A 13,779-nucleotide genomic window follows, 5' to 3' on the forward strand; every position below is an offset into this window, starting at 1 on the left:
CAATAAGATGCGCTTAAGCACCATTAAATTAGCGGGCTTTAAATCGTTTGTAGAGCCCACTAAAATTCCATTTCCTGATCAAATGACGTGTGTTGTAGGCCCCAATGGCTGTGGCAAATCTAACGTTATTGATGCAGTGCGATGGGTGCTAGGTGAAAGCTCTGCTAAAAACCTGCGTGGCGATGCCATGACCGACGTTATTTTTAATGGCTCAACTAATCGAAAAGCCATATCACAAGCCTCTGTAGAGCTTGTTTTTGATAACGATAAAGGAAGTCCTTCAAACACATTTGCCGATCGAAACCAAATTGCTATTAAGCGTTTAGTAACGCGCGACGGACAGTCACTGTATTTTTTAAATGGTAGTAAATGCCGTAAGCGCGATATTACCGATATATTTTTAGGCACCGGCCTTGGTCCGCGTAGTTACGCAATTATTGAGCAAGGGATGATCTCGCGCTTAATAGAGAGTAAACCACAAGAGCTGCGCGTATTTTTAGAAGAAGCCGCTGGCGTTTCTAAATACAAAGAGCGTCGCCGCGAAACACAAACACGTATTAAAAGCACTCGCGAAAATCTTGAACGTTTGTTAGATGTGCGTAAAGAGCTGCAAAGTCAGTTAGATAAATTGGCTGTGCAGTCGGTTGATGCAAAAAAATACCGCGAGTTAAAAGCGCAAGAGCGAACGTTAAAAGGGCAAATTGCGGTTCTAAAATGGCAAAAGTTACATCAGCAACAACTTGAAAAAAGCGCCCAAATAAAAAAACTGAACGATCAAATTTTGTTTTTTAAAACCGCTAACTCAGGGCATGACGATGTACTTGCAAGCCTAGAGGGGCAAGTACAAGCCCAGCAAGATAAACTAAGCGATGCACAGCATCAGCAACATGTAATACACACCGAGCTTACTCGCGCTGAGCAGCAACAAATAAATGTAAAGCAGCAAACCCAAACGCTTAAACAAAATTTAATTAAATTACAGCAACGCCAAATTCAAAGTGCTGAGGTAAAATCGCAGCAGCAAATTGTGTGCGAGCAACTTAATGAAGCCCTGCAAGAGGCAAGTGAGAATGCCTTAATATGTGAAGAGCAAGTTAGTGGGTTAACGCATGAACTTGAGGAATTATTAGCACTTAAGCAGCGCCACCATACTCATTGGCAAGCTTTGTGTGAGCAACAGCAACAGCTTAATAATAATGTGCAACAACATAGTAGCCATATTAAACAAACTCAGCAGCAAATTGATCATGTTAACGAGCAAATTGATCAGTTAACTGTCCAGCTTAGCGAACTACAAAGCAGTGATGTAGAGCAACAGTTAATACAGCAATCACAGCAAACACAAACATTAACTCAAGAACTTGCCGCTAAACAAACAGCGCACACGCACTGTAGCGCTAAGCTTGAAGTGCAAAATGAGCGTGTTAATAACTCACAAAAGCAATATTCGACGCTTACTCAAACAATAAACGAGCTAAAAGCCAGTATAACTGGGCTTAAAAGTACATTAGGGCTTAATGAGAAAAGTGAACGTACTAATGGTTTGTTTAATCAGCTAAGTGTTAAAGAAGGCTTTGAGCTTTTAATAGAGCAAGCACTTAAATCTTTAGAGCATTTAAATGTAAGTGAGCAGCAAGCTGATAACAGTGTGTGGCCAAATAGTGATAAACGCATGCCAGCAAATAGCTTAGCTACATATATAACAAGCGGTGTTTATCCAGAGCATTTAGCACGTATTGCTTATAGCGAAAGCGGTGATTTAGCAATACTAAAAGATAGTTTTTATACAGCCGTTATGGATGAAAACGGTGCTTTATATGGTCGTAACTGGCATGTAAGCGCCGATCGAAATGCTGAAAACTCATTGCTTTTAAAGCATAAGCAATTGCAGGACAAAGCTCAGCAGTTAACCAATGCCGAGGATGAGCTACAACAAGTAACACACACTCGTGATGAACATACAGCTGAGCAAATAAAATTAATTAACGAACAAAGCGAGCTAAAAGAAGCCATACATGAGCTTGCGCAAAATATAGCGGTAGCCGGTACACGCAGCGATATGCTCAAACAGCAAGTAGCGCACTTTAAGCTTCAACTAGAAAAGCTACAGCAACAAAAACAGCAATTAACAAATCAGCTTTTGCAATTAAATACCGTGCTTGATGAGCAAGTAGCGCAATTTGAAGTGTTGAATGAGCAGCAACTCAACTTAACGGATGAGGTAGACGCTGCAAATAGCCTGCGCTCACAAAGTGATAAAAGTTATAGCGAAGCATTAAGCATGCTTGAGCAATATAAAACGCAAGCGCATCAGGCAACGCTCTCAGAGCAAAAGGCACGCAGTGAATGGCGGTTAAGCCAAACCAAATTGAGCCATGCAGAGCAAGAGCACGTTAGTGCATCAGAAGGTGCGCAAGAACTACTTAATGAAATAGAAGAGCTGCTTATACCAGAGCAAGAACTTAGCGATAAAATTACGCAGCTCTTAGCACAGCATCAAAAAGGTGAGCAGGCATTAGTATTGCTACAAAAAGAATTAACTCAGGCCAAGGAAAGCTTAAACACTAAGCAAATAAGCCTTAAAAATTCACAAGGTGAGCTGGTGGGCTTGCAAGAGCAGCACCAAAAGCTAACAATTGAAGAGCAAAGCTTGGTAATAAAAGCGCAAGTTGCGCTTGATCCATTAGAAGAGTTGAAACAAAGCTTAAAAGCAATACTTGATGAATTACCAGATTCATTAAATTTAAGCGCAGCACAAAATCAGTTAACCGGATTTACTAATCAGTTAGATAAATTAGGTGCAGTAAACTTGGCGGCAATAGAAGAGTTTGATTTAGCCAAAGCACGTAGTGATTATCTTGATAATCAATTAGATGATTTAACAAAAGCGTTAAATACCCTTGAAGGTGCTATTCGTAAAATTGATAGTGAGACCAAAACACGCTTTAAAGCGACGTTCGATCAAGTTAATGAAGACTTTGCTGAGCTATTTCCTAAAGTTTTTGGTGGTGGAAGCGCGTATTTAGAATTAACCAGTGACGATTTACTCGAAAGTGGTGTTAGTATAATGGCACGACCACCGGGTAAGAAAAATTCAACAATTCATTTGTTAAGTGGTGGAGAAAAAGCGCTGACCGCATTATCATTAGTGTTTTCTATATTCAGGCTCAATCCAGCTCCTTTCTGTATGCTGGACGAAGTAGATGCACCATTAGATGATGCCAACGTTGTGCGTTTTTGCCGTTTGGTTGAAGAAATGTCACAATCAGTGCAGTTTATTTATATTAGTCATAATAAAATTGCGATGGAAATGGCGGGTAGATTAACAGGTGTTACTATGGCAGAACCAGGCGTATCGCGCATGGTTGCTGTAGATATAGAGCAAGCTGTGCAACTTGCACACGCATAAATTTTTATAACAAGTGTATTAGTTTTTCATTAATATACAGGTTTTAGGCATATCAAATAATAAAAGGTGAGGGGATGGCCGAACAATTAAGATGGGTTTTAATCGTTATCAGTGTAATTGTCATTGGTGGTTTATTAATACATGGATTGTGGTCAGTTAGAAAAAAAGACCGCCCAGAGGTATCGGATAATGAACGGGTTGAGCCATTACAACAAAGCACACCAGCTTCATCTAAACCGTTTCGTACTGAGGCTGAGCCAAAAGAGCCAATGCAAGACGAACGTGATGAGCCACAATTTGGCGAGCTTAACTTTGATGCAAATGAGCCGCAAATTGATACAAGCGTGCCAGAAACACCAATTGAAGACGACCTAGAAATAGTTGATGATCTTGAAACAAAAGATCAAAGTGCTGAAGAAGCACCTGCTCAAATGTCTGACTTTGTTATTGTGCATATTCAAATGCCAGAAGAGCTTAGTATGCAGGGCAGTAAACTATTACCAGCAGTTAATACTTTAGGTTTTAAATATTCTGAGGAAGGCTTTTTTAATCGTCACTTAGATCCGGCTGGCCAAGGCCCTGTTTTATTTAGATTAGTAAATATGTACAACCCAGGTACGTTTGATATTGATAATATGGAACAATTTAGTACCGCTGGGGTAAGCTTATTTATGACGTTACCGTGCGACGGCGATGGCCTAGCGGCATTTAATATGTTGCACAGCGCAGCTAAAAAGTTAGCGGATGAATTTGGTGCACAAATTTTAGATGCTGAGCGAAATGAAATGACAGTAGAGCGCATCAGGCAATATGTTGAACAGGTTCGTTCTTTTTCAGCGTAAATAACGCATACATTATATTTTTATAAGCCACTGGACGGTGAATCGTCAAAGTGGCTTTTTTTATGTTTATTGAGGTTTAAATGTCTAGCAGCATTAGTGAGCAAATTAATCATCTTCGTACTACATTAGAGCAACACAACTATAATTATTATGTGCTCGACACCCCCAGTATTCCTGATTCTGAATACGATAGGTTATTACGCGAACTAAGCGCACTTGAAACCGAGCATCCTGAATTTTTAACCGCCGACTCACCTACACAAAAAGTAGGCGGTGCAGCACTGAGTAAATTTGAGCAAGTAGCGCACCAAGTACCCATGCTCTCACTTGATAACGCCTTTAGTGAAGAAGAATTCGCTGCGTTTAATCGCCGTATAAAAGAGCGTTTAATGAGTACTGATGAGCTTACTTTTTGTTGTGAACCAAAACTTGATGGTTTAGCTGTATCAATTATTTATCGCGATGGTGTGCTTGTACAAGCGGCTACGCGAGGTGATGGTTTTACCGGTGAAAACATTACTCAAAATGTTAAAACCATTCGTAATGTACCGCTCAAGCTACGTGGTGATTACCCAAAAGAGCTTGAAGTTCGCGGCGAAGTATTTATGGACAGCGCTGGCTTTGATAAATTGAATACTGAAGCGCAAAAACGCGGTGAAAAAGTATTTGTTAACCCGCGTAATGCAGCCGCGGGTAGTTTGCGTCAACTCGATTCTAAAATTACCGCTAAACGCCCACTCATGTTTTACGCCTACAGTACAGGGCTTGTTGCTAATGGCAATATTCCTGAAGATCACTATCAGCAATTAGAAAAGTTAACTGACTGGGGATTGCCACTGTGCCCAGAAACAAAATTAGTTGAAGGTCCTAAAGCCGCGCTTGAGTACTACAGCGATATTTTAACGCGCCGTGGTGAGCTTAAATATGAAATTGATGGTGTAGTAATAAAAATAAACCAAAAGGCCTTACAAGAGCGTTTAGGCTTTGTAGCACGTGCTCCTCGCTGGGCTATTGCGTATAAATTCCCAGCGCAAGAAGAAATAACACAATTACTTGATGTTGAATTTCAAGTTGGGCGTACGGGTGCTATTACCCCAGTTGCACGCCTAGAGCCTGTTTTTGTTGGTGGTGTAACAGTATCAAATGCAACACTACATAATGGTGATGAAATTGCACGCTTGGGTGTAAAAGTGGGTGATACAGTTATTATTCGCCGTGCTGGAGATGTAATCCCACAAATAACGCAAGTTGTACTTGAGCGCCGCTCTGATGATGCCAGAGATATCGAATTCCCGACCACTTGCCCAATCTGTGATTCTCATGTTGAAAAGGTTGCAGGCGAAGCTGTAGCCCGTTGTACGGGTGGACTTGTATGTCCTGCACAACGCAAACAAGCAATTAAACACTTTGCGTCACGCAAAGCGCTGGATATAGACGGCCTTGGAGATAAAATTGTTGATCAGCTGGTAGACAGAGAGCTTATAAAAACGCCCGCTGATTTGTTTATTTTAAAACAAGGACATTTTGAGTCACTTGAACGCATGGGACCTAAGTCAGCTAAAAACTTAGTAACAGCACTTGAAGAGGCGAAAGGCACTACGCTTGCTAAGTTTTTATATTCATTAGGTATTCGCGAAGCAGGTGAGGCAACAGCACAAAATTTAGCTAATCACTTTCTTACCCTTGAAAATATAATAAATGCCAGCATTGATAGTTTAACGCAGGTAAGTGATGTAGGCGAAATAGTTGCAACCCATGTTCGTGGCTTTTTTGATGAAGAGCATAATTTAGCAGTTGTTAATGCGCTTATAGAGCAAGGCGTAAACTGGCCAGCGTTGAGCGCACCTTCTGAAGAAGAACAACCGCTTGCTGGGCTTACTTATGTACTTACTGGTACGCTAAATACGCTTAATCGTAATGACGCAAAAGCACGCTTACAGCAACTAGGTGCTAAAGTATCTGGTAGCGTATCAGCGAAAACTGATGCGTTAGTTGCGGGTGAAAAAGCGGGTTCAAAACTGACTAAAGCCCAAGATTTAGGTATAGAGATACTCACGGAAGATGAGTTAATTAAGCTGCTTCAAAAGCATAATGGTTAGGACGTAACAATGAGCCGATACGGTCCAGAATACTGGGATAAGTACGGAAGTTACCGGACTCCTATTGCATTTAATTTAAGTGTGCTTGTGTTATTACGTGGCTATTTTATTTGGGTGATTGCGGCTTTAAGTCGCAGGCCTGAACTTGATTTGATGTCGTTATTTTTTAAAAATAAAAATGATTTTTTTATTGCAATAGCAATTGGAAGTATCGCAATAATACCGACTATTTTATTTTGTTTACGCAGACCACGAGATTCACACAGTGCGAGCGATAAGTTAGCAAAAATATGGCGACATATGCGCTGGCCCCTTATTGTATGTGCTGTTGTTGATTTAACATGGTTAAGTATTCAAGCCGCGCATAGCCATTATCGATTTTCATCATTTTTAGCAGTGCAAATGATGATTGTTTTATGGGTATTGTGGTATTTGGTGAAAAGCCGTTATTTAACCGTTTTTTTTAATGATTGGCCTGAGCCGACAGAAAAAGCATCAGAAGAAAAAAAGCGACTTAAAAGGGATTAGTTGTGGACGCTGTAAATAAAAAAATAGCGATAGCTATATCGCTAATAGGCTTAGTGCTTATTATTTTAATGATTAGCACTGAGCTTTTAGAGTCTATGTGGTTTAAAGTGCTATTTGGGTTGTGGATATTTGTTTTTTGCTCAAGCGTTTATAGGCTAACGCCTTTATTTAAATCAAGAAACAGGTTAGAGGATTTTATTCAGCGAGACGCCCAACACTTATTACTTTTTAGTTTGATGGGATTTTTTGATAAAAAGCATGGTCCAGACTGGTTAGTTATTGAGAGTATTGAACGCATAACGACAAAGGATGATGAGCTAATAATTTACAGTAATAATGAGCGCCAAATGAGTGTTAGTTTACCTGTAAAAAAAGCAGAGCTAGATAGTTTTATTAAACGAATACTTACCGACTCAGAAAAACAAAATATTACCTTTAGCTGAGGGGATTACCTTTAAAATTGAACGAGTTTTAGTTTTAACCGTCAACACTCTTTAGCTGATCTCTAGTGTATTAAATAACGTAATAATTAGCCGTACTTTTTATAAATTTATTAAATACGGTTAATCAACTATTCAATGAGGCTATTATGTTGAAGTGGAATGATGTTATTAACTTTGCCACCAACGGCAATCCTACCCCAAGTAAAAAAGTTGTCAAAACTGACGAGCAGTGGCGGATGCAACTATCGGAAGATGAATATTACGTAACACGTAAGAAAGGAACAGAGCGCCCAGATAGCTCGGGCAGTTGTACATTACTTGAACCTGGCAAGTATGTGTGTATTTGCTGCGATAATTTATTGTTTGATGCAGATGAAAAGTTCGATAGTGGCACTGGTTGGCCGTCATTTACACAACCGGCGACAATTGAAGCAATTGGCTACGTAAGGGATACAAGTCATGGTATGGAGCGCATAGAGGTGGTTTGTAACGTGTGTGATTCGCACTTAGGCCATATTTTCCCAGATGGCCCTTTACCAACAGGTTTACGTTATTGCGTTAATGCCGCATCAATGAAAAAGCTCTAATGTTTTATTTACTAGCGTTTTGAATATCTAAATTCATTTCTTTTGCTATATGCAAAATCTTATCTAAACGCTGCGTCTGATCTGCTTGTAATTTAGTTTTATCAAGAAGGGCGTAGCACCTTCTAGCAAGATCCATATTGAATGAGCTGCCAGATTGCTTGGTTGAATCAAATAGGCACTGTAATAAATTAAGTGCAATACTTTGGTTGCGAGGCATGACTCTAAACGCTTGCGTAAAAGCTTCCAGCGCAGTATTTAACTGCCCTTTATTAAATTGATTAACGGCATGGTTATTAAGCTCTTTTGGACCCATTTTAATATCGCGTCGCTCACTCTGTTGCTGCTGAATATAACGCAAGTAAGTTGTGTCGCTAACTGCAGGGTGTCTTTCACAGTGGCTAATTATTTGTGTGAATAAGGTTTGCGCTTTCTGATGAAACCCCAGTTCATGAAAAGCTTTTGCTTTATCAAGTGCGCCATCAACCGATCGGATATGAGTATCGTCGTCATCAAGCTGCTCAATCAGCTTTTTCGCTTTTTGATGCTCGTCTTTTAAGTAATGAAGCCGTGCATTAAGTACATCAATTTGAGCTTGGTTTGCATTATTAGGAAACTGTTTTTTTAAATCATTAATGTACTGATTTGTTTGTCTTGAAATTCGTTGAATTTGATCAGTTTGATCAGTTGTTAATGCAAAGTCGATACCGGCACGTGCTGCATTCAAATATACATCCGGGTGGTCGTGTATTGAGTGCTTTGCAAAGGTGGCTATATCTTTTTGAGTTAAATAGCTTTTTTCGTAGTCGTGATTAATTAGCGACACATTACTTAACGATTTTTGGCGTGTGATGTTTCGCGGTGCAATGTCTGCTGCTTGACTTAAAAAGCTTTGTGCTAGTTCAAACTGATTTAGCTTTATTTCTAATTTGCCCAACAAATCAAGGGCTACTAAACGAGTTTCTTGGCGCTCTAGCATTGTCTTGAGCATTCGCTGCGCTAAAATATGTTCGTTATTCGCTATAAGTGCCTCTACTAAGCCTACTTTTGCCCAAGCAAATTTTTGAATATCAAGAACGGACTTAAAAAAGTCTTTTGCATCTTGAGCTCGCTTTAAGCGAAGTAGGGCATCGCCTTTTAGGCGAAGTAGGATAGGACTGTAATTATTATTTTTTTTATCCAGAGCGGTATCAATAAATTTAATAGCTTTTGAATCGTTACCATCATCAACTAATGAATATACTGTTTGTAAGTCGTGTTTACGCTTTAAGATTCGTTCAATGCGTGTTTTAAGCTCTTGTACTGTAAAAGGCTTAACTAAAAAATCATCTGGCTGCAGCTCAAGAACACTATGAACGAGTGAGCCACTTGTTTCTGCTGAGATAAAAATAAAGCCAGTCGAACTTTTTATAAGTTGCTTTACACGTAGCTCTTCATAAAGCTGGTAGCCATCTTGGTGTTTGTTTAAATTGAATGAGCAGACGATTAAATCAAATTCTTCACTTAAACATTGCTCTTTTGCAGAGTTTGCATGATCGGCAAAGCGCAACTGTCGAAAGCCAAGCCTTTCTAACGATTGTTTCATATAGCTTTGAGCAAGTGGTTGCTCCTCGACTATAAGTATTTTGGCTTTTGAATAGACTTTAGTTGGCATTGGCTTAAGCGTAATTGTATTTAACACAGACTATAATCAACAGTTTAACTCCTTACAAGGGAATTTAAATGATAGGTGTATTTATTAGGTACTTAACTTTGCCTAATACGTTTATCTAACTACGAAAGTACTGAGCCTAATAACATAATTAAAAACTAAATAAGTAAAATGGAAACGCTATATTTGATGAGTGCTTTGATATAGAAATTTAGATTTTAATAAAAATATGGAATGTATTTAAGGTGAAAAATAGGAGTTATTACTAGAGAACTTATCATTTAAGGGGTTATCTGATGGTATTTATATGTGGTGGATGATTACTTGGCTTGATACCAGTGACCCTCGCCATTATTTGTAAAGTGTGGCGATGCTCTTTTTTCTTACAACTGGGTTAATTACGCTAATAGGCTTTTTACTATAAATAGTCAGAAGAATTAAGATTAGATGATATAGAAGTGCTTATATGTGGTGGATGATTACTTGGCTTGATACCAGTGACTCTCGCCATTATTTGTAAAGAGAGGCGATGCTCTTTTTTCTTACAACTGGGTTAATTACGCTAATAGGCTTTTTACTATAAATAGTCAGAAGAATTAAGATTAGATGATATAGAAGTGCTTATATGTGGTGGGTGATACTGGACTTGAACCAGTGACCCTCGCCTTGTAAGGGCGATGCTCTCCCAACTGAGCTAATCACCCACATATAATAGGTATGCCTGTTATTTAATTCTTTATTAGCAATTAACCGCTTGATGTAATTTGGTGGGTGATACTGGACTTGAACCAGTGACCCTCGCCTTGTAAGGGCGATGCTCTCCCAACTGAGCTAATCACCCAAATTACATTTTAATATACACCATTCTAGGAATGGTGGGTCGTACTGGACTTGAACCAGTGACCCTCGCCTTGTAAGGGCGATGCTCTCCCAACTGAGCTAACGACCCATATTAAATTTTAAAACGCGACTATTGATATAATAATAGGTTTATATGTGGTGGGTGATACTGGACTTGAACCAGTGACCCTCGCCTTGTAAGGGCGATGCTCTCCCAACTGAGCTAATCACCCACATATAAATTAAAACGCTACTATTGAAATAAATAGTACTGGATTTTAACCAGTGAACCTCGCCGTTACTTGTAAATAGCGGTGATGCTCTCTTTTTTCTAACTGAGCTAACGACTCATTTAGATTTTTGTAATATGCACCATTTAAAAAATGGTGGGTCGTACTGGACTTGAACCAGTGACCCTCGCCTTGTAAGGGCGATGCTCTCCCAACTGAGCTAACGACCCATATTACAACTTTAAAACACGACTATTAGTATAATTGTAGGTTTTTATATGTGGTGGGTGATACTGGACTTGAACCAGTGACCCTCGCCTTGTAAGGGCGATGCTCTCCCAACTGAGCTAATCACCCACATATAAATTAAAACGCTACTATTAAAATAAATAGTACTGGACTTTAACCAGTGAACTTCTCCGTTACTTGTAAGTAGCGGTAACGCTCTCTATTTTCTAATTGAGCTTAAGACCCATATAGAATTTAGATGTGAACACTTTAATTAAAAAGTGGTGGGTGATACTGGACTTGAACCAGTGACCCTCGCCTTGTAAGGGCGATGCTCTCCCAACTGAGCTAATCACCCACATCTAAACAACATTGCATTGCTGCGTTGTTGTGGGGCGCTATTATAGATAGAGTTGGAAATGTGTCAACACTTGAATGATAAAAATGTGCTGAATGAAGGTTTTATAAACAATAGGATATGGTTGAAGTCTATTTTATCATCAAATTTGATGTTGCAGTTCAATTAAGCACCTAATAAGCTCCTAAAAGTGAGTAGGGAATTGTATTTTATTAATCTTAAATTTAGCTTCACGATACTTATTGTTTTTTTACTGGAGTCGTTTTTATGATTATGAGCAAGATGGATTAATATTAGGGCGAGTTATTTAGTGAATAGAGCGGTCCTTTAAAAATGAATTTAATCTAAACTTCCCAAAGCAAATGCTATTTTTGTACTTACTTTCTTTTTATAAGACAACCTAGCCAAATCGTAAATACTCATACTTCACTAATAGCCTTCGGATTAAAACTAAATAGATCAAACGCCCTAAAGTTTTGTACATAGAATTACGAAGCTACAATGCTTTTAAAAAATGTTGTTTAATCAATAATCGGGTATTTTCAGTACGAGTTATGCTGATTATCAAGCGAGTAAAGGCTGCGGATACTCTCAAACTCACCTTTGAGCTTTGGTTATTATAAGTAATTGTAACTTTTAAAGGATTAAGACGATTGGCGAGGCCTAACTCGGAAGTTTTTTAAATAAGTTCAATTTGCATATAAATGTATACCTTTTCTTTGATACAACTTTGTTGCATCAATTAGGGGGAGTAGGGCTTGATTGAGTATTCGCTGCAACATAGTGATGTTATTATGAGCAGCAGGGCTAGAATCTTATTCAAATTGTATTTTTTAGCACGCTTGATAGCCAGTTTGTTGAAAATTAAACCATTTAAATAAAGCTAGGTAAAAAACTGTTGACTTTATTTTGGGTGGTGCATAGAATGCGCCCCGCACTAAGCGATACACGATGTGTTTATCACGACGGGTATTGATTAAGTTGGGGCCATAGCTCAGCTGGGAGAGCGCTTCGCTGGCAGTGAAGAGGTCTGCGGTTCGATCCCGCATGGCTCCACCAAAAATTAGTGTTTTGTCCTAGGGTAGCAGTTTTCTGTGTCCCCATCGTCTAGAGGCCTAGGACACCGCCCTTTCACGGCGGTAACAGGGGTTCGAATCCCCTTGGGGACGCCACTTAACTTTTATTAGTTAAAGGCGGTTTTACCGAGAAAATAGCGTCACAATTAAAGCTCGAGTCTTTACTTGTATTAAACGCAATTACCTTAAAGCTCATGATGTGAGTTAAACTTATCAAATGTCCTAGTGACACATTTATGTGTCCCCATCGTCTAGAGGCCTAGGACACCGCCCTTTCACGGCGGTAACAGGGGTTCGAATCCCCTTGGGGACGCCACTTACTTATTTTAATAGGAAAGTGTAGTGTTATTAAGAAAGCTCGCCTGAATCGAGTTAAACTATTCAGCTGTCCTAGTGACACATTTATGTGTCCCCATCGTCTAGAGGCCTAGGACACCGCCCTTTCACGGCGGTAACAGGGGTTCGAATCCCCTTGGGGACGCCACTTACTTATTTTTAATAGGGAAGTGTAGTGTTGTTAAGAAAGCTCGCCTGAAACGAGTCTAAAAATTCAGTTGTCCTAGTGACACATTTATGTGTCCCCATCGTCTAGAGGCCTAGGACACCGCCCTTTCACGGCGGTAACAGGGGTTCGAATCCCCTTGGGGACGCCACTTACTTATTTTTAATAGGGAAGTGTAGTGTTATTAAGAAAGCTCGCCTGAAACGAGTCTAAAAATTCAGTTGTCCTAGTGACACACTTATGTGTCCCCATCGTCTAGAGGCCTAGGACACCGCCCTTTCACGGCGGTAACAGGGGTTCGAATCCCCTTGGGGACGCCACTTACTTATTTTTAATAGGGAAGTGTAGTGTTATTAAGAAAACTCGCCTGAAACGAGTCTAAAAATTCAGTTGTCCTAGTGACACATTTATGTGTCCCCATCGTCTAGAGGCCTAGGACACCGCCCTTTCACGGCGGTAACAGGGGTTCGAATCCCCTTGGGGACGCCACTTACTATTTTAAGTATTGTGTAAAGCAGTGTGAAACCGCGCTCTCTATGCACGACGTTATCAAGAGTACTAATCTCTTGGGGACGGCAGTTACTTATTTTTAATAGGGAAGTGTAGTGTTATTAAGAAAGCTCGTCTGAAACGAGTCTAAAAATTCAGTTGTCCTAGTGACACATTTATGTGTCCCCATCGTCTAGAGGCCTAGGACACCGCCCTTTCACGGCGGTAACAGGGGTTCGAATCCCCTTGGGGACGCCACTTGCTTATTTAATAGGGAAGTGAAGTGTTATTTGTATCCAAAAATCCAAAAATCCAAAAATCCAAAAATCCAAAAATCCAAAAATCCAAAAATCCAAAAATCCAAAAATCCAAAAATCCAAAAATCCAAAAATCCAAAAATCCAAAAATCCAAAAATCCAAAAATCCAAAAATCCAAAAATCCAAAAATCCAAAAATCCAAAAATCCAAAAATCCAAAAATCCAAAAATCCAAAAATCCAA

Annotated in this window: 8 protein-coding genes and 15 tRNA genes; 14 read left to right on the plus strand and 9 right to left on the minus strand. The window is 39.5% G+C overall.

Annotation, left to right across the window (positions count from 1 at the left end; genetic code table 11):
- Positions 1–7 precede the first annotated feature (7 nt).
- From EU510_RS17910 to msrB, 6 genes are all read left to right on the plus strand, one after another.
- Positions 8–3,409 (plus strand): chromosome segregation SMC family protein, encoded by a 3,402-nt coding sequence (locus EU510_RS17910; RefSeq protein ID WP_149594588.1) that lies wholly within the window; start codon positions 8–10, stop codon positions 3,407–3,409.
- A gap of 74 nt (positions 3,410–3,483) precedes the next feature.
- The gene (gene zipA / locus EU510_RS17915; protein ID WP_149594589.1) at positions 3,484–4,251 is read left to right on the plus strand and encodes a cell division protein ZipA; all 768 of its coding nucleotides are present in this window, start codon (positions 3,484–3,486) and stop codon (positions 4,249–4,251) included.
- A gap of 80 nt (positions 4,252–4,331) precedes the next feature.
- Complete coding sequence (gene ligA / locus EU510_RS17920; protein ID WP_149594590.1) at positions 4,332–6,350, plus strand: NAD-dependent DNA ligase LigA; 2,019 nt, start codon at positions 4,332–4,334, stop codon at positions 6,348–6,350.
- Positions 6,351–6,359: 9 nt separating this feature from the next.
- Complete coding sequence (locus tag EU510_RS17925) at positions 6,360–6,878, plus strand: DUF2919 domain-containing protein (RefSeq protein ID WP_149594591.1); 519 nt, start codon at positions 6,360–6,362, stop codon at positions 6,876–6,878.
- Between the two features lie 2 nt (positions 6,879–6,880).
- Entirely contained in the window at positions 6,881–7,321 is a 441-nt protein-coding gene (locus tag EU510_RS17930) for a hypothetical protein (RefSeq protein WP_149594592.1), read from the plus strand.
- Positions 7,322–7,467: 146 nt separating this feature from the next.
- Complete coding sequence (gene msrB, locus EU510_RS17935) at positions 7,468–7,908, plus strand: peptide-methionine (R)-S-oxide reductase MsrB (RefSeq protein WP_149594593.1); 441 nt, start codon at positions 7,468–7,470, stop codon at positions 7,906–7,908.
- A 4-nt stretch (positions 7,909–7,912) separates the two neighbouring features.
- Here msrB and EU510_RS17940 read toward each other — a convergent pair whose 3' ends face one another.
- The 8 genes from EU510_RS17940 to EU510_RS17975 all read right to left on the minus strand — a co-directional run bounded on the left by EU510_RS17940 (position 7,913) and on the right by EU510_RS17975 (position 11,212).
- Positions 7,913–9,559: a tetratricopeptide repeat-containing response regulator gene (locus EU510_RS17940; RefSeq protein WP_149594600.1), complete on the minus strand. Its 1,647-nt coding sequence runs from the start codon at positions 9,557–9,559 to the stop codon at positions 7,913–7,915.
- Between the two features lie 625 nt (positions 9,560–10,184).
- A tRNA-Val gene (locus EU510_RS17945) sits at positions 10,185–10,260 on the minus strand.
- 61 nt (positions 10,261–10,321) lie between these two features.
- A tRNA-Val gene (locus tag EU510_RS17950) sits at positions 10,322–10,397 on the minus strand.
- Between the two features lie 32 nt (positions 10,398–10,429).
- Positions 10,430–10,505: transfer RNA gene (locus tag EU510_RS17955), tRNA-Val, on the minus strand.
- A 48-nt stretch (positions 10,506–10,553) separates the two neighbouring features.
- Positions 10,554–10,629, minus strand: a tRNA-Val gene (locus EU510_RS17960).
- A 151-nt stretch (positions 10,630–10,780) separates the two neighbouring features.
- A tRNA-Val gene (locus EU510_RS17965) sits at positions 10,781–10,856 on the minus strand.
- 51 nt (positions 10,857–10,907) lie between these two features.
- Positions 10,908–10,983 (minus strand) — tRNA-Val (locus EU510_RS17970).
- A gap of 153 nt (positions 10,984–11,136) precedes the next feature.
- Positions 11,137–11,212 (minus strand) — tRNA-Val (locus tag EU510_RS17975).
- Positions 11,213–12,195: 983 nt separating this feature from the next.
- Between EU510_RS17975 and EU510_RS17980 the strand changes: the two genes are divergently transcribed.
- The 8 genes from EU510_RS17980 to EU510_RS18015 all read left to right on the plus strand — a co-directional run bounded on the left by EU510_RS17980 (position 12,196) and on the right by EU510_RS18015 (position 13,537).
- Positions 12,196–12,271 (plus strand) — tRNA-Ala (locus EU510_RS17980).
- 37 nt (positions 12,272–12,308) lie between these two features.
- Positions 12,309–12,384 (plus strand) — tRNA-Glu (locus EU510_RS17985).
- A 144-nt stretch (positions 12,385–12,528) separates the two neighbouring features.
- Positions 12,529–12,604: transfer RNA gene (locus tag EU510_RS17990), tRNA-Glu, on the plus strand.
- Between the two features lie 92 nt (positions 12,605–12,696).
- Positions 12,697–12,772 (plus strand) — tRNA-Glu (locus EU510_RS17995).
- A gap of 93 nt (positions 12,773–12,865) precedes the next feature.
- Positions 12,866–12,941, plus strand: a tRNA-Glu gene (locus EU510_RS18000).
- Positions 12,942–13,034: 93 nt separating this feature from the next.
- A tRNA-Glu gene (locus tag EU510_RS18005) sits at positions 13,035–13,110 on the plus strand.
- A 93-nt stretch (positions 13,111–13,203) separates the two neighbouring features.
- Positions 13,204–13,279, plus strand: a tRNA-Glu gene (locus EU510_RS18010).
- A 182-nt stretch (positions 13,280–13,461) separates the two neighbouring features.
- Positions 13,462–13,537, plus strand: a tRNA-Glu gene (locus EU510_RS18015).
- A gap of 28 nt (positions 13,538–13,565) precedes the next feature.
- Here the strand turns inward: EU510_RS18015 and EU510_RS19945 are convergent.
- A partial coding sequence (locus tag EU510_RS19945) for a hypothetical protein (RefSeq protein ID WP_223176422.1) occupies positions 13,566–13,779 on the minus strand: 214 nt, incomplete at its 5' end.

It is taken from the genome of Pseudoalteromonas sp. FUC4 (assembly GCF_008370255.1).
Classification (GTDB): domain Bacteria; phylum Pseudomonadota; class Gammaproteobacteria; order Enterobacterales; family Alteromonadaceae; genus Pseudoalteromonas.